This is a genomic window from Diaphorobacter sp. B2A2W2 (genome assembly GCF_056730635.1).
Window position 1 is genome coordinate 74,361 of record NZ_JBWZOR010000005.1, and the last position, 26,394, is coordinate 100,754.

At 67.7% G+C, this 26,394-nt stretch carries 22 protein-coding genes; 9 read left to right on the forward strand and 13 right to left on the reverse strand.

From position 1 onward, the window contains the following. Positions 1-3 precede the first annotated feature (3 nt). Positions 4-453 carry a transcriptional regulator NrdR gene (gene nrdR, locus AC1PPL_RS10720; RefSeq protein WP_011804930.1) on the forward strand — a complete coding sequence of 150 codons (450 nt, stop codon included), beginning with the start codon at positions 4-6 and terminating at the stop codon, positions 451-453. 76 nt (positions 454-529) lie between these two features. Here nrdR and aroC read toward each other — a convergent pair whose 3' ends face one another. Together aroC and AC1PPL_RS10730 are read right to left on the reverse strand one after the other, a co-directional pair. Beyond that, positions 530-1,630 carry a chorismate synthase gene (gene aroC / locus AC1PPL_RS10725; protein ID WP_479973255.1) on the reverse strand — a complete coding sequence of 367 codons (1,101 nt, stop codon included), beginning with the start codon at positions 1,628-1,630 and terminating at the stop codon, positions 530-532. Positions 1,631-1,722: 92 nt separating this feature from the next. Then, on the reverse strand, positions 1,723-2,178 hold the full coding sequence (locus AC1PPL_RS10730) for a CBS domain-containing protein (protein ID WP_047351400.1): 456 nt from the start codon (positions 2,176-2,178) through the stop codon (positions 1,723-1,725). Between the two features lie 98 nt (positions 2,179-2,276). Here AC1PPL_RS10730 and AC1PPL_RS10735 point away from each other — a divergent pair, with 98 nt between their 5' ends. The 3 genes from AC1PPL_RS10735 (at position 2,277) to AC1PPL_RS10745 (ending at position 7,495) form a co-directional block, all read left to right on the forward strand. Beyond that, complete coding sequence (locus AC1PPL_RS10735) at positions 2,277-3,590, forward strand: O-acetylhomoserine aminocarboxypropyltransferase (RefSeq protein WP_103737968.1); 1,314 nt, start codon at positions 2,277-2,279, stop codon at positions 3,588-3,590. Next, the gene (locus AC1PPL_RS10740) at positions 3,590-4,411 is read left to right on the forward strand and encodes an alpha/beta fold hydrolase (protein WP_479973256.1); all 822 of its coding nucleotides are present in this window, start codon (positions 3,590-3,592) and stop codon (positions 4,409-4,411) included. Before AC1PPL_RS10735 ends, AC1PPL_RS10740 begins: the two co-directional genes overlap by 1 nt. A gap of 345 nt (positions 4,412-4,756) precedes the next feature. Next, positions 4,757-7,495 carry a cation-transporting P-type ATPase gene (locus AC1PPL_RS10745; protein ID WP_479973257.1) on the forward strand — a complete coding sequence of 913 codons (2,739 nt, stop codon included), beginning with the start codon at positions 4,757-4,759 and terminating at the stop codon, positions 7,493-7,495. Positions 7,496-7,507: 12 nt separating this feature from the next. Here the strand turns inward: AC1PPL_RS10745 and AC1PPL_RS10750 are convergent, their stop codons facing one another. After that, positions 7,508-8,200 (reverse strand): HAD family hydrolase, encoded by a 693-nt coding sequence (locus AC1PPL_RS10750; protein WP_479973258.1) that lies wholly within the window; start codon positions 8,198-8,200, stop codon positions 7,508-7,510. A gap of 39 nt (positions 8,201-8,239) precedes the next feature. Here AC1PPL_RS10750 and hemH point away from each other — a divergent pair, with 39 nt between their 5' ends. The 5 genes from hemH (at position 8,240) to AC1PPL_RS10775 (ending at position 14,230) form a co-directional block, all read left to right on the forward strand. Continuing rightward, the gene (hemH, locus tag AC1PPL_RS10755) at positions 8,240-9,298 is read left to right on the forward strand and encodes a ferrochelatase (RefSeq protein ID WP_270175345.1); all 1,059 of its coding nucleotides are present in this window, start codon (positions 8,240-8,242) and stop codon (positions 9,296-9,298) included. After that, a complete protein-coding gene (locus AC1PPL_RS10760) occupies positions 9,295-11,748 on the forward strand; it encodes a Lon protease family protein (protein WP_479973259.1) in 2,454 nt (817 codons plus the stop codon). Before hemH ends, AC1PPL_RS10760 begins: the two co-directional genes overlap by 4 nt. 136 nt (positions 11,749-11,884) lie before the next feature. Continuing rightward, positions 11,885-12,838 carry a sulfurtransferase gene (locus AC1PPL_RS10765; RefSeq protein ID WP_011804922.1) on the forward strand — a complete coding sequence of 318 codons (954 nt, stop codon included), beginning with the start codon at positions 11,885-11,887 and terminating at the stop codon, positions 12,836-12,838. 107 nt (positions 12,839-12,945) lie between these two features. Continuing rightward, positions 12,946-14,043, forward strand: a complete 1,098-nt coding sequence (locus AC1PPL_RS10770) for a YeeE/YedE thiosulfate transporter family protein (RefSeq protein WP_479973260.1) — start codon at positions 12,946-12,948, stop codon at positions 14,041-14,043. A gap of 19 nt (positions 14,044-14,062) precedes the next feature. After that, positions 14,063-14,230 carry a hypothetical protein gene (locus AC1PPL_RS10775; protein WP_011804920.1) on the forward strand — a complete coding sequence of 56 codons (168 nt, stop codon included), beginning with the start codon at positions 14,063-14,065 and terminating at the stop codon, positions 14,228-14,230. Between the two features lie 70 nt (positions 14,231-14,300). Here AC1PPL_RS10775 and AC1PPL_RS10780 read toward each other — a convergent pair whose 3' ends face one another. From AC1PPL_RS10780 to AC1PPL_RS10825, 10 genes are all read right to left on the reverse strand, one after another. Next, positions 14,301-15,260, reverse strand: a complete 960-nt coding sequence (locus AC1PPL_RS10780; RefSeq protein WP_479973261.1) for a rhodanese-like domain-containing protein — start codon at positions 15,258-15,260, stop codon at positions 14,301-14,303. Between the two features lie 162 nt (positions 15,261-15,422). Beyond that, positions 15,423-16,301 carry an alpha/beta fold hydrolase gene (locus AC1PPL_RS10785; protein ID WP_479973262.1) on the reverse strand — a complete coding sequence of 293 codons (879 nt, stop codon included), beginning with the start codon at positions 16,299-16,301 and terminating at the stop codon, positions 15,423-15,425. A 45-nt stretch (positions 16,302-16,346) separates the two neighbouring features. Further along, the gene (locus AC1PPL_RS10790) at positions 16,347-17,474 is read right to left on the reverse strand and encodes an ABC transporter substrate-binding protein (RefSeq protein WP_015913542.1); all 1,128 of its coding nucleotides are present in this window, start codon (positions 17,472-17,474) and stop codon (positions 16,347-16,349) included. A 103-nt stretch (positions 17,475-17,577) separates the two neighbouring features. Next, a complete protein-coding gene (locus tag AC1PPL_RS10795) occupies positions 17,578-19,758 on the reverse strand; it encodes a 3-hydroxybutyrate oligomer hydrolase family protein (protein WP_479973263.1) in 2,181 nt (726 codons plus the stop codon). A 51-nt stretch (positions 19,759-19,809) separates the two neighbouring features. Beyond that, positions 19,810-20,877 carry a branched-chain amino acid ABC transporter permease gene (locus tag AC1PPL_RS10800; protein WP_015913544.1) on the reverse strand — a complete coding sequence of 356 codons (1,068 nt, stop codon included), beginning with the start codon at positions 20,875-20,877 and terminating at the stop codon, positions 19,810-19,812. Positions 20,878-20,888: 11 nt separating this feature from the next. Continuing rightward, positions 20,889-21,914 carry a branched-chain amino acid ABC transporter permease gene (locus tag AC1PPL_RS10805; protein WP_088886508.1) on the reverse strand — a complete coding sequence of 342 codons (1,026 nt, stop codon included), beginning with the start codon at positions 21,912-21,914 and terminating at the stop codon, positions 20,889-20,891. A 32-nt stretch (positions 21,915-21,946) separates the two neighbouring features. Then, the gene (locus AC1PPL_RS10810) at positions 21,947-22,672 is read right to left on the reverse strand and encodes an ABC transporter ATP-binding protein (RefSeq protein WP_287802611.1); all 726 of its coding nucleotides are present in this window, start codon (positions 22,670-22,672) and stop codon (positions 21,947-21,949) included. Next, complete coding sequence (locus tag AC1PPL_RS10815) at positions 22,669-23,451, reverse strand: ABC transporter ATP-binding protein (protein WP_287743727.1); 783 nt, start codon at positions 23,449-23,451, stop codon at positions 22,669-22,671. The genes AC1PPL_RS10810 and AC1PPL_RS10815 overlap by 4 nt, the downstream gene beginning before the upstream one ends. A gap of 39 nt (positions 23,452-23,490) precedes the next feature. Continuing rightward, entirely contained in the window at positions 23,491-25,011 is a 1,521-nt protein-coding gene (locus AC1PPL_RS10820) for an extracellular catalytic domain type 2 short-chain-length polyhydroxyalkanoate depolymerase (RefSeq protein ID WP_479973264.1), read from the reverse strand. Positions 25,012-25,142: 131 nt separating this feature from the next. Further along, positions 25,143-26,342, reverse strand: coding sequence for a substrate-binding domain-containing protein (locus AC1PPL_RS10825; protein WP_252102471.1), 1,200 nt, complete (start codon positions 26,340-26,342; stop codon positions 25,143-25,145). Positions 26,343-26,394 lie beyond the last annotated feature (52 nt).

Consider the following 26,394-nt stretch of genomic DNA (forward strand, 5'->3'; position numbering starts at 1 on the left):
GCGATGAAGTGCCCCTTTTGCAGCCATCAGGAGACGCAGGTCGTCGAGACCCGCGTCTCCGAGGACGGGGACTTCATCCGCCGCAGGCGCCAGTGCGGCGCCTGCGACAAACGCTTCACGACCTACGAACGACCGGAAGTCAACTTCCCCACGGTCGTCAAGAAGGACGGCCGCCGCGTCGAATACGACCGCGAGAAACTGCTGGGATCGTTCAAGCTGGCGCTGCGCAAGCGACCGGTGAGCACAGTGCAGATCGACTCGGCCATCGAGCGCATCGAGGAAAAGCTGCTCAACCTGGGGCAGCGCGAGATTCTGTCCAGCCGCATCGGCGAGTTGGTCATGCGCGAGCTGAAGAAGCTCGACAAGGTGGCCTATGTGCGCTACGCCAGCGTGTACCGCAGCTTTGAGGACATCGACGAGTTCCGTGCGCTGGTGGACGAAGTCCGCAAGTAAGCCGCTGCTTTCCCATTGCTCTTCTATTGATAGCTGGCAGCGCCCACTGGGCGGGCGCTACAGCCGTTTTTGACCATCACCCCAGGCGGACTGCCGGAATCGGAGCCACGGCCTGCACCACGTCGCCGCATTGCGCACGGTGGCGCAGCGCATGGTCCATGATGACCAATGCAAGCAACGCCTCGGCGATCGGCGCGGCGCGGATGCCTACGCAGGGGTCGTGGCGCCCCTTCGTGATCACCTCGGTACTCTGGCCGTGGATGTCGATGGACTCGCGTGGGCTGATGATGGAACTGGTGGGCTTGATGGCCAGCGACACCTCGATGTCCTGCCCGGTGCTGATGCCGCCCAGCACGCCACCCGCGTTGTTGCTGGCGAAGCCCTCCGGCGTGAGCGAATCGCCGTGCGTGGTGCCGCGCTGGGCCACGCTGGCAAAGCCAGCTCCAATCTCCACACCCTTCACGGCGTTCAGGCCCATCATCACATGGGCGATGTCGGCGTCCAGCTTGTCGTACAGCGGCTCGCCCAGTCCCACGGGCACACCGGTAGCTTGCACACGAATGCGCGCGCCGCAGGAGTCGCCGGACTTGCGCAGCGCGTCCATGTAGTCCTCGTAGGCCTGCACGTCGGCCACCGGTGCGAAGAAGGGGTTGTGCGGCACATGCTCCCAGCTCTCGAACGGGATGGGCAGTTCGCCCAGTTGGGTCATGCAGGCACGAAAGCGGGTGCCGTATTTCTCGGCCAGCCATTTCTTGGCCACCGCGCCGGCAGCCACGGTGGGTGCCGTGAGGCGCGCAGACGAGCGGCCGCCTCCGCGCGGGTCGCGCAGGCCGTACTTGTGCCAGTAGGCATAGTCGGCATGACCCGGGCGGAAGCTCTGCGCGATGTTGCCGTAGTCCTTGCTGCGCTGGTCGGTGTTGCGGATCAGCAGCGCGATGGGCGTGCCGGTGGTCTTGCCCTCATACACGCCCGAGAGGATTTCCACCGCATCCGGCTCGTTGCGCTGCGTCACATGGCGGCTGGTGCCGGGGCGGCGGCGGTCCAGGTCGGCCTGGATGTCGGCCTCGGACAGTTCCATGCCGGGCGGGCAGCCGTCGATCACGCAGCCGATGGCGGGGCCATGGGATTCACCAAAGTTGGTGACGCAAAAAAGGGTACCGAGTGTGTTGCCGCTCATAGGAGTGCGATTATCCCCGAGCCACTGTTACTACCAAAAAATAGCTGCCAGCGCCTGATTGACAAGCGCTGGCAGCTATTGTGATCACCAAATCAGTTGGCCGGCCGCGATTCTTCCTGCGGCCAGTCGCGGATGTAGGCCTTGAGCAGCTTGTTCTCGAAATTCTGGCTGTCCACCACGGCCTTGGCCACGTCGTAGAAGCTGACCACGCCCATCAGCATGCGCTTGTCCATCACGGGCATGTAGCGCGCGTGGCGGCCCAGCATCATGCGGCGCACCTCGTCCATGTCGGTCTCCAGCGTGCAGGTCAGCGGCGCGTCGTCCATGGCGGTACGCACCAGCATGGTGCCCACGCCGCCACCATTTTTCGTCAGCGCCTGTATCACCTCGCGGAAGGTGAGCATGCCCACCAGGTCGCCATGTTCCATCACGACCAACGAGCCGATGTCCTTCTCGGCCATGGCATCCACGGCGCGGGCCAGCGGCTCGTCGGGATGCACGGTGTAGAGGGTGTTGCCTTTGAGGCGCAGGATGTCGCTGACTTTCATGGGGAGTCTCCGAAGGGTTCTGCAGGCGCTGCATGCAGCCCGATAGCGAATAAATATAGCCCACAATGGCGCACAAATTCACCACTTTGGAGACATGAATGCCCGGATATTCCGACCCCGGCTTCGACACGCTGGCCCTGCACGCCGGCGCGCAGCCGGACCCCGCCACAGGTGCGCGCGCCGTGCCGATCCACCTGAGCACCTCGTTCGTCTTCGAGTCGAGCGACCATGCGGCGGCCCTGTTCAACCTGGAGCGCCCGGGCCATGTGTACAGCCGCCTGAGCAACCCCACCAACGCGGTGCTGGAGCAGCGCGTGGCGGCGCTGGAGGGCGGCGTGGGCGCGATCGCCGTGGCCAGCGGGCAGGCCGCGCTGCACCTGGCGATTGCCACATTGATGGGCGCAGGCAGCCACATCGTGGCCAGCACGGCGCTGTATGGCGGCAGCCAGAACCTGCTGCACTACACGCTGCGCCGCTTCGGCATTGACACCACCTTCGTGAAGCCCGGCGACATCGACGGCTGGCGCGCAGCCATCCGCCCCAACACCAAGCTGTTCTTTGGCGAAACCGTAGGCAACCCCGGGCTGGAGGTGCTGGACATCCCCACGGTCGCGGACATTGCGCATGAAGCTGGCGTGCCCCTGCTGGTGGACTCCACCCTCACCTCGCCGTGGCTCATCAAGCCCTTCGAGCATGGCGCGGACCTGGTGTACCACTCGGCCACCAAGTTCCTCTCAGGCCATGGCACGGTGATCGGCGGCATCGTGGTCGATGGCGGTAGCTTCGACTGGGAAGGCTCCGGCCGCTTCCCCGAGTTGACCCAGCCCTACGACGGCTTTCACAACATGGTGTTCACCGAGGAGAGCACCGTGGGCGCCTTCCTGCTGCGCGCGCGCCGCGAGGGCCTGCGCGACTTCGGCGCCTGCATGAGCCCGCACACCGCCTGGCTGATCCTGCAGGGCATCGAGACCCTGCCGCTGCGCATGGAACGCCACATGCGCAATACCGAGAAGGTGGTGCAGTTCCTGGCCAGCCACCCGTTCGTCGAGCGCGTGGGCCACCCGCTGCTCGAGTCCCACCCCAGCCACCAGCTCGCGCAGCGCCTGCTGCCGCGCGGCGCGGGCTCGGTGTTCAGCTTCGACCTCAAGGGCAACCGCGAGCAGGGCAAGACGTTCATCGAGACGCTCAAGCTCTTCAGCCACCTGGCCAATGTGGGTGACTGCCGCAGCCTGGTGATCCACCCCGCCTCCACCACGCACTTCCGCATGAGCGACGAAGCGCTCGCCGCGGGCGGCATCAGCCAGGGCACGATCCGCCTGTCGATCGGACTGGAAGATGCCGACGACCTGATCGACGACCTCAAGCGGGCACTCAAGGCAGCGGAGAAGCAAGCGGGAAAGGCGGGTGCGTGATGTACGTGCAAGTCAACGGCGCACAGACCTACTGCTACACCGGCGGCAAGCCCTTCGATGCCGCTAAGCCCACCGTGGTGTTCATCCACGGCGTGCTCAACGACCACAGCGTCTGGGCGCTGCAAAGCCGCTACATGGCCAACCATGGCTGGAACGTGCTGGCCGTCGACCTGCCCGGCCACAGCAAAAGCGCGGGCGATGCCCCTGCGAGCGTGGAGCAGGCGGCCGACTTCGTGGGCGCCCTGCTCGACGCACTGTCCATCCAGCGCGCCGCGCTGGTGGGCCATAGCTGGGGCTCGTTGATCGCGCTGGAGGCCGCCGCACGCCTGGGCGGGCGCATGAGCCATCTGGTGCTGGTGGGTACGGCCTATCCGATGAAGGTGTCGCCCGCGCTCATCGAGGCATCGCAGACCGACCCCGAGCAGGCGCTGCGCATGGTCAACGTGTTCTCGCGCAGCACCCTCGCGCCCCCCTCAGGCGCGGGCTTCTGGGTGTACGGCGCGGGCATGGCGCTGGGCCGCAAGGTGCTGCGCAGCAACCCGCAGGTCAATGTGTTCCACCGCGGCTTCGTGGCCTGCGACAGCTACGCCCACGGCGAACAGGCCATCGCAGCAGTGCAGTGCCCCGTGCTGTTTGCCTTGGGCACACAAGACCAGATGACCGCGCCCAAGGCCGCGCAGGGGTTGATCCAGGCCGCGCGATCCGCGGGCAAGGGCGTGCAGATCGTCCATCTGCCGGTGGGCCACCACCAGATGACCGAAGCACCGGACGCAACGCTGTTCGCCATCCGCGACTTCCTGGCAAGACGCATCTCCGCCTGAGATCGTTGCACGGCAGGGCCGGCGGTGCAGGGCATCCCCTGCAGCGCTCCCCTGCCCAATGGATGACGGGCGCCGCCGCCTCGGCAGAGGGATATGACTTCCCCTGCCACATGCGAAGCACTGGCCCCTGCTTGCCTGCGGCGACCATTTACCGGCCGCGTGATGCATATCAAAAACAGCATCAAACGACCAACCGGCAAGCGCAGTCAGCTATTTTTTAGATAGCAGTCGAAGGCCAATAGCGGCCACTTTCCCCGGCCTGGCACTGGGACATTGGCACGGTCCGCGCCTGCGGACCTAGACTGGGTTCACTCGACCAGTCGCGTCGCCCGGCGCCCGCCCTGCATGCACCTGCCTCCATCCACCGATGCCCGCGACACCCCGTGGCATGCGCTGTCCGCTGGCGAAGCGCTGCAACGGCTGCAAACCGACGACCGCCACGGCCTGGCGCATGCCGAGGTGGCGCGGCGCCTGGCACGCTTCGGCCCCAACCGCCTGCCCGCGCCGCCGCGCCGACCGGCCTGGCTGCGCCTGCTGCAGCAATTCCACAACGTGCTGATCTACGTGATGCTCGCTGCCGCGACGGTCACCGCGGCACTGGCGCACTGGATCGACACCGGGGTGCTGTTGGGGGCCGTGATCGTCAACGCGATCATCGGTTTCTTGCAGGAGGGCAAGGCCGAGTCGGCGCTGGACGCGATACGCCACATGCTCTCGCACCAGGCCACGGTGCTGCGCGGGGGGGAGCGCCAACTGGTGGCCGCCGACCAGCTCGTGCCGGGCGACATCGTCATCCTCGCGTCCGGCGACAAGGTGCCTGCGGACCTGCGCATCCTCACGGCCCGCAGCCTGCGCGCCGACGAGGCCGTGCTGACGGGCGAGTCCGTGCCCTGCGACAAGGACGAAGCCGCCGTGGCAACCGACGCCGCTTTGGGCGACCGCCGCAGCATGCTCTACTCCGGCACGCTGGTGGCCGGGGGCACCGCTTTGGGCACCGTGGTGGCCACGGGCACGAAGAGTGAACTGGGGCGCATCAGCACGCTATTGGCCCAGGTGCAGGCGAGCACCACGCCGCTGCTGCGGCAGATCGCGCAGTTCAGCCGCTGGCTGGCGCTGGCCATCGGGCTGTTCGTGCTCGCCACGTTCGCCATCGGGGTGCTCTGGCGCGCTCAGGCACCCGCGGACATGTTCATGATGGCCGTGGCGCTGGCGGCCTCGGCCATCCCCGAGGGGCTGCCCGCCATCATGACCATCACCCTGGCCATGGGCGTGCGGCGCATGGCGCAGCACAACGCCATCATCCGCCACCTGCCGGCAGTGGAAACGCTGGGAGCCGTCACGGTGATTTGCTCCGACAAGACCGGCACCCTCACTTGCAACGAGATGACCGTGCAGCGCGTGGTGACCGCCGACCATGTCATAGAGGTGACCGGCAGCGGCTATGCGCCGCAGGGGGGCTTCCTCATCGGGGGCGTGCCCATCACTGCGCAAGAACACCCTGCCCTGCAGTCCGTGGCCCTGGTGGCGCTGCTGTGCAACGACGCCGCGCTGCACGACGGTCCCCAGGGCTGGAGCCTGACGGGCGACCCGACGGAGGGCGCGCTCGTCACCCTGGCGCTCAAGGCGGGGCTGGACGCAACGGCGCTGCATGCCCGCCAGCCACGCATCGACGCCATACCGTTCGAGTCCGAGCACCGCTTCATGGCCACGTTGCACCACGACCACGCGGGGCATGCGGTGATCCTGGTGAAAGGAGCCCCCGAGCGTGTGCTGGACATGTGCAACGCACAGCGCCAGTGGCCCGCCGATGGCGCGGCCACCGATGCCCCGCTGCAGCACGACTACTGGCGCCGCGCGGCCAACGACTGCGCGGCGCGGGCGCTGCGCGTGCTGGCGATCGCCATCAAGCGCGTGCCGGCGCAGCAGCACGCGCTGCAGTTCGCCGACATGGAGGGCGGCTTCACGCTGCTCGGGCTGCTGGGCAGCATGGACCCGCCGCGCCCCGAGGCCGTGGCCGCGGTGGCCGAATGCCAGGCCGCGGGCGTACGCGTGAAGATGATCACCGGCGACCACGGCGAAACCGCACGTGCGATTGGCGCGCAGCTGGGCATCGGCCTGGGCCGCCCCGCCCTCACGGGCGCCGAGATCGAGCTGCTGGACGACGCCGCCTTGCGCGACGTGGTGGCCAGCGTGGACGTGTTCGCCCGTGCCAGTCCCGAACACAAGCTGCGCCTGGTGCAAGCCCTGCAGTCCCGCGGTGAAGTCGTGGCCATGACGGGCGACGGCGTGAACGACGCGCCCGCACTCAAGCGCGCCGACGTGGGAGTCGCGATGGGCAGGAACGGTACCGAGGCCGCCAAGGACGCGGCCGCCATGGTGCTGACCGACGACAACTTCGCCACGCTGGGTCATGCGGTGCGCGAGGGCCGGGGCATCTACGACAACGTGCGCAAATTCATCCTGTTCATGCTGCCCACCAACGGGGGCGAGGCGCTGATCGTGTTTGCCGCCATCGCATTCGGCCTGCTGCTGCCGCTCACCGCGGCGCAGGTGCTGTGGATCAATCTGGTCACGTCCAGCACGCTGGGCGTGGCGCTGGCATTCGAGCCTGCGGAGAACGACGTCATGCGCCGCCCTCCCCGGCCTCCGCAGGAAAAGCTGCTGTCCGGCCTGTTCGCGTGGCGTGTGCTCATGGTGGCGGTTTGCATGGCGGCGGCTTCGCTCGGGCTGTTCCTGTGGGAGCTGTCCAACGGCGCTGCGATCGAAACCGCGCGCACCATGGCTGTCAGCGCGGTGGTAGTGATGGAGATGTTCTACCTGCTCAACAGCCGGCACATCGAGCGCAGCGTGCTGTCGCGCGAGGGCCTGCTGGGCAATCCCAAGGTGCCCCTGACCATCGCCCTCTGTGCGCTGCTGCAACTGGGCTTCGTGCACCTGCCCTGGATGCAGGCCGTGTTCGGCTCCACGGACCTGTCTGTGCAGGAATGGTCGCGCGTCCTGCTGGCCGGGCTGGCCGTCTTCACGCTGGCCGAACTGGAAAAGGCGGCTCTGCGGCGCTGGCGCGCACGCCGCGCCCATCGCTGACACGGACCACGCCTACCCCAGCAGGCGGCACAGCGCGGACAGGTCGCGCACGGTGGCAGGAGGCGCCACCGCGTGCGGCCACGCCGCATCGCCCCGATTGAGCCAGGCCGCCTGCATGCCGGCGCCCAGCGCGCCATGCGCATCCAGCGTGGCATCGTCGCCTATGTGCAGCACGTCCGCCGGCGGCAGGTCAAGCACCCGCGCCGCCTCATGGAAGATGCGGGGGTCGGGCTTGGCAATCCCGAACTCGCGGGCGCTGATGCTGGCGCGAAAGTACCGTCCGATGCCGATGGCCTGCAGGTCCGCATTGCCATTGGACAGCGCCACCACCGGGTGGCGCGCCGAGAGGAATTCCAGCGCCGCTATCGCATCGTCGAACAGCTCCACCCGCTGGCGCTCGGCGAAGAACACGTCGAACCCCTGGTCCGTGAGCGACTCGTCCTCGCCCGCCTGGCGCAGCGCTGCGCGGATGGTCTCGCGGCGCAGCACCGTCAGGTCGTGCGATAGGTGCGCATGGGCGGACGCCACCTGCGCACGGAGCATGCGGGACGTATCGGGCGACGCCAGCAGCGCCGAGGCGCCGGGCGCTACCGTGAGCAGCCACTCGATCAGCACCTTCTCAGCCCGCGCAATGGTGGGCCAGATAGGCCATAGGGTGTCATCCAGGTCAAGAGTGATGGCGCGGATGCGGGAAATATCGAGCATGGCCCGAGCATACCGCCCGGCATTTGCCACAATCACCGCATGCCCGCCTCGCCTTCTCACCATGCCGCCCAGACGGCCTCAGCCTCTTCGATCCAGACCGCCGCAGCACGCGAAAGCACCGCCATTCTGCTGTGCAACCTGGGCACGCCAGACGCCCCCACCGCACCGGCGCTGCGCCGCTATCTGGCGCAGTTCCTGGGCGACCCGCGGGTGGTGGAAATTCCGCGGGCGCTGTGGCTGCCTCTGCTGTACGGGATCATCCTGCGCACGCGGCCGGCCAAGTCGGCCGCCAAGTACGCCAGCATCTGGACGGAAGAAGGCTCCCCGCTCGCCGTATGGACGGCCAAGCAGGCGGTGATGCTGCGCGGCTGGCTGGGCGAGGCCGGCCAGCCGGTGCGGGTACTGCCCGCCATGCGCTACGGTCAGCCGGCCATTGGTGCGCAACTGCAGGTGCTGCAGGACGCCGGCGTGCGCCGCGCGCTGGTGCTGCCGCTGTACCCGCAGTACTCGGCCACGACCACCGCCAGCGTGTTCGACGACGTGGCCGCGTGGGTGCGCCGCTCGCGTTGCTTTCCCGAGCTGCGCTTCGTGAACGACTACCACGACCACCCGGACTACATTGCCGCGCTGGCCCAGTCGGTGCGCGCGCACTGGCAGCGCGAGGGCGGCCCGGCGGACAAGCTGGTGATGAGTTTTCACGGCATTCCCGAACGCAATGTGCGGTTGGGCGACCCCTACGCGGAGCAATGCCGCACCACGGCCCGGCTGCTCGCGCAGGCGCTGGGGCTGGGCGAAGACCGGTACCTGCTGACCTTCCAGTCGCGCTTTGGCAAGGCCCGCTGGCTGGAGCCCTACACCGAACCCTCGCTGGTGGCGCTGGCACAGGGCGGCACGCGCCGCGTGGACGTGATGTGCCCGGGCTTCACCAGTGACTGCCTGGAAACGCTGGAGGAGATCAACCAGGAGGCACGCGAGGCCTTCTTGCACGCAGGCGGCCAGGACTTCCGCTACATCCCCTGCCTGAACGACAACCCCGCCTGGATCACCGCCTTGAGCCGCATTGCACAACAGCACCTGGCGGGCTGGAGCCAGCCATGAGCGCGCCCTGCACGGCACTCGCACCCGGCCAGTTGCGCCTGAGCATCCGCCCCGAGAGCCTGGGCTTTGACGACACGCGCGCGCTGGTGGCCGAGCCCCTGCCGTGGATCGGCCAGCAGCGCGCGTTCGATGCGGCCCGGTTCGGGCTGACCATGCAACAGCCCGACTACCACCTGTTCGTGCTGGGCGAGGTCGGCAGCGGCCGTGCCTCCCTGATGCGCCAGGCCATGGACGAAGCGGCCGCCAGCCGGCCCGTGCCGCCGGACCTGTGCTTTCTGCACGATTTCGACGCACCCGAACGTCCACGCGCCCTGCGCCTGCCCGCGGGCCAGGGGCGCCAGCTGCGCGACCAGATGGCGAGCTGGAGCCGCCAGCTGGAGGCGGAGATCCCCAAGCGCCTGGCTGCGCCGGACGTGAAGAACGAGCGCGAGCGCATCCACAAGCGCTACCAGAGCGACGAGGCGCGCGCCTTCAGCCAGTTGGCCGACTTCGCGCGTGCACGGCGGTTTCGCCTGTCGCGTGAACAGGGGCAGATGGTGTTCACCCTGCTGGGCCCGGGCGGCGAGCCGCTGACGGAGGCCGATGGCGCAGCGCTGGGCGCACCCGAGCGCGCCGCCATCGAGCTGGCCGAGCAGGAGCTGCGCACGGAGATCGTGCGCTTCCTGGAACAGACCCGCCCGCTGGAGCGCGCGCGCGACGGTGCGCTGGCGCAGCTTCTGCGCCAGAGCGCCGGCCCGCTGGTGACGCACGGTCTGGACGACATCCGCCAGGGCCTGCGCAAGCAGATCAAGGACGCGGTCAAGCTGGGACGCTGGCTCGACCAGGTGCAGCGCGAGGTGCTCGACGACCTTGAGCTCTTCGTGCCTCACGAAGGCGAGCAGCCCGACGATCCGCAGGAAGAGGAACGCCGCGACCAACTGGCCAACCTGCTGGCGCTGTGCCAGGTGAACTTGGCGGTGGACAACGCTTCCCTGAAGGGCGCGCCAGTGGTGGTCGAAGACAACCCGCAGCTGCGCAACCTGTTCGGCCACATCCAGTACGAATCCGGGGAAGACGCGCCGTATGCCGATTTCTCCAGCATCCACGCCGGCGGCCTGCTGCGTGCGCACGGCGGCTACCTGATGCTATTCCTGCGCGACCTGCTGGGCGATACGCCGCTGTGGGAACGGCTGCGCCGCTTCCTGCGCTGCAGCCGCCTGGCGGTCGAGGACACGGCCGCCAGCCATGGCGGTGGTGGGCCGACAGTGGCGCTGCAGCCCGAGGGCGTGGATGTGGACGTCAAGCTCGTGCTGATCGGCACCGCCGTCGAGTATTACGTGCTGCAGGAGGGCGACGAAGACCTGGCGCAGCGCTTTCGCGTGAAGGTGGATTTTGCCGAGCGCTTCACCGCCAGCGCCCAGACGCATTACGCCAGCGCCGTGTTCATCGCGCGCGCGTGCGCCCGCCGCGGCCTGCCGCACTGCAGCGCCGCGGCCGTGGCCCGCCTGCTGGAATTCACCCACCGCGAGGCCGACGACCAGTCGCGCCAGAGCGCGCGCTTTTCCCTGCTGGAAGCCCTGCTGCTCGAAAGCGCGGCCCAGGCACGGGCACGCGGCGCGGCGCTGACCGATGCGGCCGACGTGGAAGCCGCACTGATCGCCAAGCGCCAGCGCCACAACGCCCCCGAGGAGGCATTGCACGAATCGATTGCCGAGGGCGAGTTGCTCATCACGCTGGACGGCACGCGCGTCGGCCAGTTGAATGCGCTCACGCAGATCGACCTGGGCGACTACCGCTTCGGCTTTCCGGTGCGCATCACCGCGCGCACGCATGCGGGCCAAGAAGGCCTGGTCAACATCGAGCGCGAGGTCGAGCTGTCCGGCCCGATCCACGACAAGGGCGTGCTCATCCTGCACAGTTATTTCAGCGCGCTGTTCGGACACCTGGCGCCGCTGGCGCTCAACGCGTCCATCGTGCTGGAGCAGGAGTACAGCGGCATTGAGGGCGACTCGGCCTCCTGCGCCGAGCTGTATGCCCTGCTGTCGTCGCTGTCGGGCCTGCCGCTGCGCCAGGACATCGCGGTTACCGGCGCGCTCAACCAGCACGGTGAGGTGCTGCCCGTGGGCGGGCTGAACGAGAAGATCGAGGGCTGGTTCCGCGTGTGCGCGCACGCGGGCCTGACCGGCACGCAGGGCGTGCTAATTCCGGCACGCAACCAGCGCCACCTGATGCTCTCGCCCGCCGTGGTGGATGCGGTCGCGGCGGGGCGCTTTCACGTCTATACGGCGCAGCACGTCAGCGAGGGCATTGCGCTGCTCACTGGTACGCACGCGGGCCTCACCCCCGGCGAGCCGTGGGAAGGCAGCGTGCGGGCGCGCGCCGAAAGCACGCTGCTGGCCTACCGCCGCGCGTGGCAGGCCATGGCGCTGGGGCGGCGGCGCGTGCCGCGCAGGCTCGGCAGCGGCCTCTGAAAGCCGCCCGGCGCCGCGGTGGGCCGGGCCTGGCTTATCCATATTGGCTATAAGAACAATCCGATTCTGTCGTTGATGAGGCTCAAGGGCGCGGGACAATTACGCCCTTCCCTGAACGACTGTTTTCGAGATCGCCATGAAAAAACTGCTCGCCCTCGCGGTATTCGCCACGGCCGCCCATGTGGCCCCTGCGGCGTGGGCAGCCCAGCCACTGCTGACGCCTGCCGAACTGAAGGCCCAGACAACGCAGGCCACGCCGCCGCGCGTGATCGACATCCGCGACCCCGCCAGCTACGGCGCCCAGCACATTCCGGGTGCGGTGAATGCCCCCTACGGCAAGTGGCGCGGCCCCGCCAGCAACCCGGGTGAACTGCCCGACCTGCCCCGGCTCACCGCGCTGGTGCAGTCGCTAGGGCTCACGCCCACCACGCATGCCGTGGTGGTCTCCACGGGCGCGGACCCGACGGATTTCGGCGCGGCGGCGCGCGTGTACTGGACGCTGAAGCTGCTGGGCCTCAAGGAACTCTCCATCCTCAATGGCGGCATGAAGGCCTGGGGCCAAGCCCAGCTTCCGTTGACGGCCGAGGTGCCACAGGTCGCGGCCAGCCAGTACACGCCCACGCTGGACACCCGCCTGCTGGCCACGCGCGAGGACGTGGGCCAGCACATTCGCCTGAGCAACGCCGCACTGGTGGATTCGCGCCCCGATGCCTTCTACCAGGGCAAGGTGCGTGCGCCCGCGGCCAAGGTGTCTGGCACCCTGCCGGGCGCGCAGCAGCTGGACTTCAACCAGTGGTTCGTTCCCGGCACCTCCACCTTCGTGGATGCGGCGACGGCCCGGCAGATCGCCGCCAAGGTCAAGCGCGAACAGGGCCAGGACATGGTCGCGTTCTGCAATACCGGCCACTGGGCGGCCACCGACTGGTTCGGCCTGTCCGAAGTGGCGGGCCTGCCCGGCGTGAAGCTGTATGCCGGCTCCATGGTGGACTGGACCCAGTCCCAGGAGCCGCCGCTGATGGCGAACCAGCCCACCCGCGCCGAGGCACTGGCCTACGACGCCAAGCAGTGGTGGGAACGCAAGCTCAAGTAAGGCAGCCCACTGCGCTGGGCACCTGACAGCCTCATAGTCAAATCGGCCTCTAGCGCTTGCCAGGAAAGCGCTAGCAGCTCACTTTTTTGAATCTCTAGCCCTCTTCCATGAAACGACTCCCTCTTGCGGCCCTGCTGGCCATTTTCTTGGGCTGGCTGCTGTGGACCGTGTCCGTGCGGCAAGCGGCCCTGTTCGCCGTAGGTCTGGGCCTGGGCGCGGTGCTGGCCGGCCAGCGCTTTGGCTTCACCACGGGCTGGCGCATGCTCATCGAGGACAAGGACGCCAGCGGCGTCATGGGCCAGCTGCTACTGCTGGCACTGGCCGCCGCACTGGCCATGCCGCTGCTGGGCCACTTCCCTGAACTGACGGCCGCCCTGGGCCCACCCAGCGTGAGCCTGCTGGTCGGCGCCTTCGTGTTCGGGCTGTGCATGCAGATTGCCGACGGCTGCGGCAGCGGCACGCTGTACAAGGCGGGCCTGGGCATTCCGATGAACGCGGCGATCCTGCCGCTGTTCGCGCTCGGCAGCTTCCTGGGCTCGATGCACCTGGGCTTCTGGCTGGACCTCGGCCGCGCGCAGCCCGTCGGTTTGGTCAATCGCTTCGGTTGGCAACAGGCACTGTTGATCACGCTGGCGGTGCTGGCCGTGGTCGCGGTGGCGGTGCGCTGGTATGCGCGCCGCGCCCAGGGGCCGCAAGGCACGCAGCCCCAGCCGCTGCTGGTGCGCAGGTGGATCGTGGGCGCCGTGCTGCTGGCGCTGCTGGCCACGCTGAACCTGGTGATCGCCGGCCAGCCCTGGGGTGTGGTGTACGGCTTTGGCCTGTGGGCGGCAAAACTCGCCCAGGCCAGCGGTGCCGCGGACCTGGCGGGCAACTGGTTCTGGAGCCAGCCCGGCAACGCCGCCCGCCTGCAGGAGACCGTGCTGCTGGACGTGACCAGCATCACCAACATCGGCATCCTCGGGGGCGCTCTGTGGGTGTCGGCCGGCAAGCCGGTCACGGCCAAGGCGCTGACGGGCACGCAATGGGCCGTGGCCCTGGTCGCGGGCCTGCTGCTGGGGTACAGCTCACGCCTGGCCTTCGGCTGCAACGTCGGCGCCATGCTGTCGGGCATCTCCACAGGCAGCCTCCACGGCTGGATCTGGGTGCCGCTGGCCTTCGCAGGAACGATCTTCGGCCTGCGCATCCGTCGCCATTTCGGCTTATGAACACGAGGAGAGCTACGCCATGACACGACACACCACACTGCGCCTGGCCTTCTGGGCCGTGCTCGCCGCCTTCCTGGCCTGGGACTACAGCAACTCCGCCCCGGTGGACCTGCGCTTCGAGGCGCCGCTGATCGCAGCCGGCTCGGGCAAGGCCGCCTCGGGCGGGCACTGCTCCATGCCGGACTGACGTCCTTCTCCGCGCACAACGCAACAAGGCCTCCACACGGAGGCCTTGTTGCTTGGCGCGGCGAGCGGTCTCAGGGCGTATCGGCAGACGGCTTGGCGACCTCGAACCCGGCGTCCTGCCAGGCCTGCAGCCCGCCCAGCAGCGGGCGCACGTTGGAAAAGCCTGCGCGCTGTAGCTGGCGCGCCAGCCGGGCGGCCGATATCTCTGCCGGGCAGTCGCAATAGATGACCACGCCGTGCGGATGCGCGTCGTGCGGCAATAGATGGGCGTGGGGTGCTGCCGCGTCCCGGGGGCGCAGCTCCCACGCCTGGGCGCCAGGAATATGGCCCGCGCTGTAGGCCTGACCCGTGCGCACATCGATCACCGTGGGCATGATCCCCTGGGCCTGCATGCCGCGCAACTCCTGCACCGACACGCGAGGCATCTTCAGCGAGCGCACCGTGCGCTGGCGCTGCCACCACTTGCGCAGAATGAACACGCCCAGCCCCACCGCCAGCAATACCAATCCCCCCTGGCCCAGCGCTGTGAGCACGGCCAGCAGGTCCTCGACCGTGGTGCTGAACAGCGATCCCAGCAACACTGCCGAGCCCACCCAGATCAACGCGCCCAGCGTGTCGTACAGCACGAAGACCGACCGCGGCGTGCCCACCACACCCGCAAGCGCGCTGGCGATCGACGCAAAGCCTGGAACGAACTTGGCAATCAGCAGCGACTTGGGGCCCCAGCGGCCGTAGAGCGATTCCGTCTGGCGGATGCAGGCATCAGGCGACAGCGAAATGCGGCAGATGCGCCCCAGCACACGATGGCCGTAGGATTTGCCGGCCTGGTACCACAGCAGGTCGGCAATGAGCGCGGCCGCCACGGCCAACAGCACGATGCGTGCGCCGTGCTGCCAGTCGTCGCCCGCCACCGCGCCGGTGACCACCAGCACTGGATAGGCGGGAATGGGCGCACCCAGCTGCTCGATCAGCACGTTCAGGAACACGACACCTAGGCCGTATTCGCGAATCAGATCCACCAGAAAACCCATGTCGCGGTTCCCTTCATGCCGTGCCGGCGTCGCCGCTGACGCCCAGGCAATGCAAGTCTCACATGCTAGCTGCAACGGCTGCGCCGAGTGAGACCTGAAATAAGGAAACTGCGTTGCGTGGATGGCAACAATGCAGGCACACCGCGCAAGCCGTGCGCCGCCTCACCCCTGCGCGGGCAGGCCCTGCAAAAAGCGCTGCACCCAGGCCAGTTGCTGCGGCACGTTGAGCGCGGGCGCGTGGCCGCAGCCCGGCACCTCGACCACCTCCAGCAGGCCGCGTGCGCCCGGGCCCCGGCGCTGCATCTCCTGCACCACCGCGGGCAGCACCAGGTCGGACTCGGCCCCGCGCAGGCACAGCACGGGAATGTCGAGCCGGTCGTAGTGCGGCCAGACGAGATAGTCGTTCTCATGCCGCGTGAACTGCTGCACCATGGCCGGGTCGTAGTGCGGGGTCACGCGCCCATCGGGCAGGCGGCGCAGCGAGGTCTCGGTAAGGCGCAGCCACTGCGCATCGCTGAGCCAGCCGAACGGCGCGTAGGTGCGGCGAAAGAAGGCCTCCAACTCCATCACGGTATCGAACTGGGGCGGCTGGCCCGCATAGGCTTTGATGCGCTCCAGCGCGGGGCCGGCCAGCTGCGGGGCATTGTCGTTGAGCACCAGGTGCGTGATGCGCCTGTGCAGGCGCGGCGCCAGCAGGCCGGCGGCGCACACGGTGCCGATGGCGCCGCCCATCGACGTACCCACCCACTGCACCCGCTGCACACCCAGCTGATCCAGCAGCTCCTCCACAACGCGTGCATAGAAAGCCAGCGTGTATTCGCGCTGCGGATCACGGCTCCACTGGCTCAGGCCGCGACCCAGGGTGTCGGGGCACAACACGCGCCAGCCATGGGCCGCCAGGTGTGCGGCCAGCTCGTCCATGTCGCGTCCGGTGCGTGCCAGGCCGTGCCAGGCTATCACCACCGGCGCGCCGGGCGCGCCCCAGTCGGTCAGGTGGATTTCATAGCCGGCGCAGCGCACGTAGCGCGAGACGAAGGACATGGTGCAGCCTTTGTGCAGGGAGAGTGTGATCGCCGCGGGCGCGCCTCACTTCATGAGCCGGCCGTTGCCCCCGATCACCGTGACCTCGACGAAGCGCGAGCCGACACGGTTGTTCGGCCCGTAGTTCAGCGTGACGCCACCCAGATCGAACCCCTGCAGCGACTCCAGTGCACGCAGCACGCGTGCCCTGGTAGGCTGCGGGCCGGCACGGCGCAGGGCCTCGACAAGGACCTTCGCGCCCAGGAAGGTCTCGAAGCTGGTGTAGTTGATCTCAGCCTCTGGCGCGTATTTCTTGAGCAACTGCTGATACTCGCGCACCACGGGCAATTGAGGCCGGTAGGGGTACGGCACCACCTGGCTGATGGCCAGGCCGTGCGCGTTCTTCAGCCCCGCCAGCTTCACGATTTCGGCGGGGTCCACCACGGAGATGTTGAACAGCCGCGCGCCGCCGCCCTGCTCGCGGTAGCGCTTGGTGAATGCGGCAGCCGGCTTGTTGACGGCGATCATGATCACGGCTTGCGCATCCATGGCGCGGATGGTCTGCACGGCGGAGTCCACGTTGTCGGTGTTGCGCTCATAGCCGGCCGCGGCTACCAACTTGAGCTGGCGCCGCTCCAGCGCCGCCTCCACTCCGGCCAGGCCCGCCTTGCCGAAACCGTCGTCTTGGTACATGACGGCAATGCGCGTGATGCCCAGCGTGGCAAGCTGCTGCACCATGTGCTCGGCTTCATCGGCATAGCCCGCACGCACATGGAAGATCCAGGGGTTGAAGGGCGTGCGCAGCACCTCGCCGCCCGTGTACGGCGCCACCAGGGCCGCACCGCCCTGCTCCAGCACCTTGTCGGCCAGCAACTGCGCAATGTTGGCCGTGCCGGCAAAGCCGAACAGGGCAACGACTTCAGGGCGGTCGAGCATGGCACGCGTCAGACGCACGGTGTCGTCCACCTTGTAGCCATCGTCCTCCACCTGCAGGCGGATCTTGGCGCCATGCACACCCCCCTGCGCGTTGACGGCGTCAAAGTACACCTTGCCGCCCAGCACCATCTGCTCGCCCGTGGACGCGAGCACGCCCGACAGCGGCGCCACCTGCCCGATCACCACCTCTGCGGCCGATGACGCGAGAGCCGCCAAAGACAGCAGCAACCCGCCAACCCAACACCTCAGCTTGCGCATGCCCGTCCCTTCCTTTCGAAGCACCAAACGCAGTCCCCACGCAGGGGCCCCGGCCCTGCCCCGGATGCCGGGGCACAGGCGGGGCCTCTTCAGCCGCGCAGCCTCAACGCGGCACGCTGATGGATGTGCCCACAAAGCCAATCTGGTCGGCGGCGGCGGGGCTCATGGCGAACGGCGGGACATTGGCTGCGGTAATGGCCGGCGCCGCTCCCGCGGTACCGCCGCGCGGCGTGGTGCGCACGACCTGGTTTGCGGGCAGCGGGCCGCCGTTCTTCAGGTGCGCCCACATCACGTCCATGGCCTGGTTGAAGTACGGGTGCAGCGGCACGAAGCGCGTGTCGAAACCTGAGAAGGGCAGGAACGCATCGAAGTGCTGACCGTTCATGACTTCCACGTAGCGCAGCTTGCTCGACGCGCCCTCCACAGCACGATTGAGCGCCGCGTAGGCACGCGCGTTGTTGTTGACCGGCACCAGCGCATCGCTGCGGCCGGCGACGATGATCGCCGGCTTGCCGCGCAGGTTGGCGTTGTGCAGCACCTCGGCCACGCCGCTGCGCACGGCGTCGCTCTGCGCCTTGGTCGGCGTGCTGGCCGCCGTAAGGGCCGCACCGGTCACGGGGTCCTTGCCGCTGACCAGCGCATACTGGCACAGCGCGTTGTCCAGCCCGAAGTCCGCCACGCCGGTAGAGGGCGACACGGCGAAGGGCCAGGACTTGGCGCCTCCCACCGAGTCGTTGTAGATCACCGTGGCGGGCGTCCCATTGGCTGTGCCGTTCGCGGTGGCGGCGCTTTGGGCCAGCGCCGTGGGCGCGGCGGCAATCACGTCGCCCGTGGCATTGGCAGCGGCAAAGCTGGACCCGCACAGGTTGGCATCCGCGCCAAAGCGGCCATAGGCCATGGTGTACATGGCCGACAGGATGGGTCCGTTGCCCAGCGCATAGTGGGCGTTGTGCATGGTGTTGTTCTCGGCGTTCCAGCCATAGGCACGCAGCTTGGCCAGGGCGTCGGCCGCACGCTCCTCCGTGGTGGCGCCACTCACCAGGCCTTTGGCCGCCAGGCCGTCGCAGCGTGCCGTGGCGCGCGCAGTCATGGCAGTGAGGGCGATGTAGTTGTAGATCGATGTCTCGTTGATGGCCGCGTCGGCCGCCAGCGCGGCGCAGGGCTGGTAGATGTTGCCCCAGGTGGTGTACTCGGCCAGGGTCTTGCCGTAGCCAGCGACCGCCGCGCCGTCGAACTGGATGCCATAGCCGGAGGCGGTGGGCATTTCGGTCACGGGCTCTGAAGCCACCACGCCGTCGATCAGGCCCTCGCCGTCCTGCTCGGCTGCGCGCAGCGAGGCGGCGCCGCCATTGGAGGCGGAGCCCGCGATCACCAGCGTGTTGCCCTTGGTGAACGGTACCGGATTGTCTGCCGTGCCATAGCGCGCATTCAGCACATACAGCGCATAGCGGCCTGCCGCCAACGTGTCCGCACCCCAATCCTTCTCGGGGTTTTGCTGTGAGTGCGCGTGCTTGATGGCAATGCGATTGGGGAAGGCCGCGTTGTACGCCGAGCGCACCGCATCCGTCAGATTGGCAGCAAAGAAGCTCAGCGCCCCCGCCGCCGTGCGCGTGGCGCGCGTGCCGTCGACCTTGTTGACCGTGTCGTCGGCCAGGTTGTGCAGGCCCACGCCCTTGCCGGCATCCGTCAGCGCGACGGCGCAGCCCTTCTTCAAGCCCCACTCCCCCGCCGTGCCGATGGCACCGTACACGCCGCGCGAACCGGACGAAGGGCCGAGCACGATGCAGGGGTTGCTGGTGTTGAAACTGTCGGGCACCTGCACGGCGATCACGGTTTGCTTGCGGCCGGAGCCATCGTCCAGCACAGCGAGGTATTCACGGCCTGGGATCAGACCTTCACTGGCGGTCACCTGGCCTTCGGCCGTGATGTTGGGGCCGTACAGCGTGCCATAGCCGCCCTTGGCCGTGTAGTCCAGGATGCCGCGGTAGTTGGAAAACAGCGCATTGCGGCGCAGTTCCGCCGCCGTGGGGTTGGCCGGGTCGGCATAGGCGGGCGCGGCCGCGGCGCCCAGGCCCGTTTTGCCAATACCGCCCGTCAGCAGGTCCTGGGTAGCAGCAGTGGCGCCCGTGCCTACGGTCGTGGCCGGGTACACCGTGGCGCTGATTTCTTTGATGCCTTGGGGCAGATCGTTGGACGGATCCGATCCGCCGCCACAGGCCACCAGCGTGGCCCCCGCCAGCGCCGTCAGCGCCCAACGCACCGTTACTCGTTCATTCACTCGCATGTTGTCTCCTAAGGTTGTGGTAATGGCAGTACGAGAAAAAAAGCGCACCCATCAAGGCGGGGCACGCAGGGAACGCAGGCGCCCCACCACACCGGTGGGGAAGTAATAGACCGAGAGCACGAACAGCAGGCCCAGCCACAGCAGCCAGCGGTCGGGCGACAGGAGTGCGGCCAGCCAGGGAAGACCAGAGGCAGCCTCATGGGCAACGCCCAACAGGTCCTGCAGGTAGCTTTGCGCCACCACGAAGAGCACGGAGCCGACCACGGCACCATAGATCGTGCCCATGCCGCCGATCACGACGATGAGCAGGCAGTCCATCATGATCTCGAAGCTGAGCGACGTGTCCGGCCCGTTGTAGCGCAGCCAGAGGGCCAGCATGGCACCCGCCGCACAGGCGAACAGCGCGGACAGCACGCTGGAGAGCGTGCGGTACACCACCACGCGATAGCCGATGGCCTCGGCACGGAACTCGTTCTCGCGGATGGCCTGCAGCACACGGCCAAAGGGCGAGTTCACGATGCGCAACAGCGCCAGCACCAGCACCACAGCCGTGACGAACAGCAGGTAGTAGGTGATGAGGCGCCCGTCGATCAGCACCCCCAGCACCTCCTCCTCGAAGGGCTCGAAGCTGGGCGACAGCCACTCGGGCAGCTTGAAGGTCAGGCCGTCCTCGCCGCCCGTCCAGTCCGAGAGCTGCGAAGCCAGCGTCTGGAACGCCGCCGCCACGGCCAGGGTGATCATGGCGAAAAAGATGGCGCGCACGCGCAGCGAGAACAATCCGATCGCCAGCGCCAGCAGCAATGACAGCAGCAGCGCGCACCCCAGCCCCACGGCCAGCGCGCCCCATGTAGCACCCAGGCGGCTGGTGGCGATGGCGATGCCGTAGGCGCCGATGCCGAAGAACATGGTGTGCGCGAAGCTCACGATACCCGTGTAGCCCAGCAGCAGGTCGAAGCTGGCGACCAGCACCACGAACACCAGCACCTTGGCCGCCACGTTGAGCGCCTTCACGCCCGCAAAGGCGAACGGCGCCACGGCGAGCCCCAGCAGGCAGGCCATGAGCAGCACAGCCAGCACCTTGCTGCGGGGATAGTCGCCAGAGAGGAGCCGGTTCAGCATCGACGCGCTCCTCAACGGTTGGCCACCGGGTACACGCCCTGCGGCCGCCACAGCAGGATGGCGACCATGAGCGCGATGTTGGAGAACAGCGCCACCTTCGGCAGCAGGAAGCCCGTGTAGTTGGCCATCAGGCCCACGAGCAGCGCACCGATCAGCGCACCACCCGTGCTGCCCAGTCCGCCAATGATGATCACGATGAAGATCAGCACGTTCACCTGGGCCCCCATCTGCGGCACCACGTTCTGCTGGTACAGCCCCCACATCACGCCGCCCAGCCCCGCCAGCGCGCTGCCGGCCACGAACACGCCCACGAACAGCCGCCGCACGCCGTAGCCCAGGCTCTCGACCATCTCGCGGTCCTGCACGCCGGCGCGGATCAACAGGCCCAGCTTGGTGCGCGCAAGCGTCCACGCCAGCAGCGCGAACACCGCCAGCCCCACGCCAACGGCCAGCACGCGGTACTTTTCCACGGCCGCCTCGCCGACGAGCCACGCGCCCCGCATGGCCTCGGGCAACGGCAGCGGAATCTGCTGTGGTCCCCAGATGACCTTGATCAGTTCCTCGCCGATGATCATCCCGCCCATGGTGATGAGGATCTGCTTGAGATGCTGGCCGTACACGGGGCGCACGATCAGGCGCTCGAATGCCAGGCCCACCGCGCCGGCCACCAGCATGGCGACGGCCATGGCGGGCAGCACGGCCACCAGGTTGCGCCACAGCGCGGCCGACCCAGTCCAGTCGCTCATCGCGCCCAGCACGCTGGTGGCGACAAACGCGCCCAGCGCGATGAACACGCCATGGCCGAAATTCAGCACGTCCATGAGCCCGAACACCAGCGTGAGGCCGGAGGCGATGATGAAGATGATCATGCCCATGGCCAGCCCCGCAACCGTGAGGGTGAGCCAGGTGCTGGCCGATCCGATGAAGGGCAGCACCGCGATCGCCAGCAGCGGTACCAGCGCCAGGGGTGTCCAGTCGATGGCTATTGCGCCCCGCCCGGTCGCTTCACTTTTAATAGCTACTCGCGCTTGCTGCATGGGCGCTACAGGCCGATTTTGTTCAAACCTGTTCATAACGACAGCCCCAGCAGCGACTGCTGCAACGCCTCGTCCTCGGCCAATGCGGCCATGGGGCCGGCATGCACCACTACACCGTTGTCCATCACCGCCACCTGGTCGCCCAGGCGCTGGGCGAAGTGCAGGTTCTGCTCTACCAGCAGGATGGTGGTGCCGCTGGCCTTGAGCTGGGCGAAGGCGTCGATCATGTTGTTGACGATGGCGGGCGCCAGTCCCTTGCTGGGTTCATCCACGATGAGCAACTCGCGCGGCTCCACGATGGCGCGTGCCACGGCCACCATCTGTTTTTGCCCGCCGCTGAGCTTGCCTGCGGGGTGATTCCAGAACTTTTCCACGGCGGGAAAGAGCCGGAAGATCCACTCCAGCCGCGCGCCGTCCATCTGCGTCGCGGTGCGCGCGCCACGCGCGGCCAGCAGCAGGTTTTCCTTCACCGTCAGGTCGGCAAAGATGCCCATGTTCTCGGGTACGTAGGCAATGCCCTGCTGGGCAATGCGCGGCGTCTCCCAGGCCGCGATGCCCTGGCCGCCGAAGGTGATGGTCCCGGCACTGGCGCGCCACAGACCCATGATGGTGCGCAGGGTCGTCGTCTTGCCCGCGCCGTTGCGCCCCAGCAGCAGCGTGAGCTGCCCGCGGGGCACGGCCAAATCAACGCCATGCAGGATGTGATATGCCCCGATGTGCGTGTGCACGCCGGACAGCTTCAGCAGCGGTGCGCTCATGCCTCAGCCTCCGCAGCCGACGCCGCCGTGCCCAGGTAGGCCTGCTGCACGATGGGCGACGCGATCACTGCGGCGGGCTCGCCGTCCGCGACGAGCACGCCGTTGTGCAGCACGATGATGCGGTCGGCCAGCTCGCGCACCACGTCCATCTTGTGCTCGACCAGCAGGATGGTCTTGGTCTTGTCTTTCTTGAGCGCGCGTATCAGGTCCAGGATCACGGGGGCCTCGTCATGGCCCATGCCAGCCGTGGGCTCGTCGAACATGTAGACCTGCGGGTCCAGCGCCATGAGCAGCGCCACCTCCAGCTTGCGCTGGTCCCCATGCGGCAGGCTGGCCACTGGCATGCCTTGCCGATCTGCCAAGGCCACGGCATGCAGGATGCCCTGCGCACGGGCGGTGAGCGTGGCGTGGTCGCTCCAGATGCTCCACAGGTTGAGGCCGCGCCGGTGCCGCCCCGGCTGCGCGGCCTGCACGGCCAGGCGCACGTTCTCCAGCACCGACAGGTGCGGAAACAGATTGGTGAGCTGGAACGCCCTGCCCAGGCCGGCGCGCGTGCGCGCAGAAGGCGGCAGGCCCGTGAGGTCCTGGCCATGGAGCGACACGCGACCTGCCGTCGCCTTGAGCTGGCCCGAGATCAGGTTGAAGTACGTGGTCTTGCCCGCGCCATTGGGCCCCACGATGGCCGTGAGCGTGCCCTGCGCGAAGGCACAGGTCACGGCGTTCACCGCCACATGCCCGCCGAAGCGGATGGTCAGGTCCTGGGTGGCCAAGGCGCTCATGGGTCCGTACTTGTGTGCCGATGCCGCGATCGGTGCGCGTCAGGGGCAGGTGCCGATCACGTAGTAATTGGTGGCCGTCTGCTTGAGCGTGGTGGTCACGAACACGTTCCACAGCCCCATGCTCTGGCCGGAGCCATTAGCGTAGGTGTAGCCGCCCTGCTGGTAGGCGCGCCCCGCTTGTGTGTGCGCATAGTTGCTGGCTGTGGTGCAGGTGCCAGGGGACTGCGTGGGCGCGAGCGTGGTGCCGCTCACGGCGTTCGACGCATCACCCTCTGCGCCGTTGGCATCCACCGCACGCACCGCCCAGCTGTAGGTGGTGGAAGCGGTCAGCGCCGAGTCGGTATAGCTGGTGGCGTAGACGGTAAGGGCGTTGGCTTTGTTGCCGTTGCGGTAGACGTTGTAGCCGCTGGCGCCAGCCACGGCATTCCAGGCCAGGTTCATGCTTGTGGCGGTGGCGCCCGACAGGCTGAGGCCGGTGGGCGCCGGCAGGACCGGATCGGTGGGCGGTGGGGTGCCGCCGCCGTCGCCCGAACCTGCACCGGAAGCGATGCGATCCACCATGGCCTTGATCGCGGCCATCTGCGCGCCGCTCTTCTGCGCGAAATTGCCGCCGTACCAGCCGATCCAGTCCCAGCAGGCGTTCGGGTTGGCCAGCGATCCGCTCTTGGCGGTGCTGCGGCTGGTGTTGTCGATCCGGGTCTGCGGGAACAGCAGGATGATCTGGTTGGTATCGGCCCAGCGGCTATAGCCGGTGTTCTTGACGAACTTGTCGCCGATCTTGTCGGTGCTCTGCTGGCAACCGTGCAGCACGACGTGCAGCTTGCACTGCGCGCCGCTGGCGCAGCTTGCGGGCACGTACAGCCAGGCGTTGGCGGCCATGCCCGGGTTGCCGGCGGTATAGGCGCTTTGATCGAACTCGATGTAGTTGGCTGCCGCAGGGGCGTTGTTGCGCGCATTCAGCGCGCCATAGAAATGTGAGAGCACCGCTCCCGCGCCGTCATAACCGCAGTTGCTGATGAAGGGCGAGGTGCTGCTGCTGCATGCGTTGTTGCTCGTGCTGTCAAAGTCGGTGGGCAGCACATGCGCGGCCCCGCTGCGCTTGACGTACGTGATGCTGCCCGCGGGTACCCCATTGTTGAGGTACTGGGTCTGCAGCGCATCGGTCAGGTTGGGCCCCACGGTGTAGTCGCTGGTGCCCGTGAAGATGTAGATCTGCTGAGCGGCAATGCCGGACTTGCCATCGATGGTGCCGTTGGCGCTGTAGCTGTCGATGCTGCCCTGCATCGCGCTCTGCTGGCTGGCGCTGATGCTGGCGTTGTACATGCAGGCCGTGTAGTTGTTGTGGCCCGCGCACATGTACGGCCCCGCGGCAAAGATGCCCACGCCCATGAAGGTGGACGAGTACGCATTGCCAAGCTGGTTGGCCATGAAGCCGCCTGAGGACAGCCCTGAAACGCTGATCTTGCCCGTGTCGATGTTGTACTGGCCCAGCGGCGCCGCCGCCTGCGCCATGCCCGCGGATGCCAACGCAGCAGCGAGCAGAAAACGATGGAATGGCATGCTTTTGTCTCCTGTCAAAGGGGCGCGGTGTGCGCAAGTCCGCCCCGTGTGGCCCGGGGTTCATCGAGGAATACAAGCGACGTGTGGACGGCCGGGCGAGCCTTCGCCGGCGCGCCTTGCACGGTGGGCAATCAGCGCTTGTTGCGGATCGGTACCTGCATCTCTTGCGGCTTGATCTCGCGCACCAGCTCGGGTACGCCCCACGCAAACGCCGGGTCGTTCTTGATGCGGAAGTGGTACATGCTCTGCATGGCTTGGTGGTCTTCCTTGCGGAAGGTCATGGTGCCCTTCGGCGTATCGAAGCTCATGCCCTCCATCGCCTTGATGAGCGTATTGGTCTTCGTGTCGCCGCCGGTTTTCTTCAGCGCCGTCACGATCGCCATGGCGGCCGAGAAACCACCGGCCGTGAAGAAGTCTGGCGGCGTCTTGAACTGCTTGTAGTGCATGGCCACCAGGGCCTCGTTCACCGGGTTCTTCGGGATGCCGAAGTAGTAGTACGTGGCGCCTTCCATGCCCGGCATGCCCTTGAACGCCGCCATCGCGGGCAGGATGTTGCCGCCCGTGGCAATCTCGATGCCGTAGCGCTTGAGATCCATGTCGTTGATCTTGAACGGGTTGCCAGCCCCGGCCCACAGCACCCAGATCACCTTCTTGCCCGGCTGGTCCTTGAGCCGGTCTATCAGGCGCTGCGCGCCCGCGGTGAAGTCGGTGGTGGCCGCGGGCAGGTATTCCTCATGCACCAGCTTGGCTGTCTTGATGGCATCCTTGAAGGCCTTGACACCGTCGCGGCCAAAGGCGTTGTCCTGCGCCAGGGTGGCGATGAGGGTGCCGGGCTTGTCGATGGCGACGGCGTTGCCGATCGCGTCCTGGCTGGAATTGCGGCCCGTGCGGAAGATGTACTTGTTCCACTTGTCACCGGTGATCGAGTCCGCCACCGCGGGCTCGACCAGCAGGATCTTCTTGTATTCCTCCGCCACCGGCAGCATGGCCAACGCCACACCCGAGGCGCTGGGGCCCACCGCCAGGTCCGCCTTATCGTCGGAATACGCCGTTGCCAGCTGGCTCTTGCCCAGGTCTGGCTTGCCCTGGTCATCCTTCTCGATCACCACGAGCTTCTTGCCCGCCACCGCCATGGTCCCACCAGTGGCGTAATCCAGCCCCATCATCAACCCTGCCTGCGTCTGCTTGCCATAGGCTTCGAGCGGCCCGGTCTTGCTATAGACATGGGCGATGCGAATCTCGGACTGAGCCAGTGCCAACGGCGCGGTCAGAGCGGCCGCCAGGGCTGCGGCCAGGCCGCCGGCCCGCGCCGCGAGGCTGCGATGGTGCATGCGTGTCTCCTCTTTTGAGTATGACAAACACATTGCACGCACCATGCCAGGG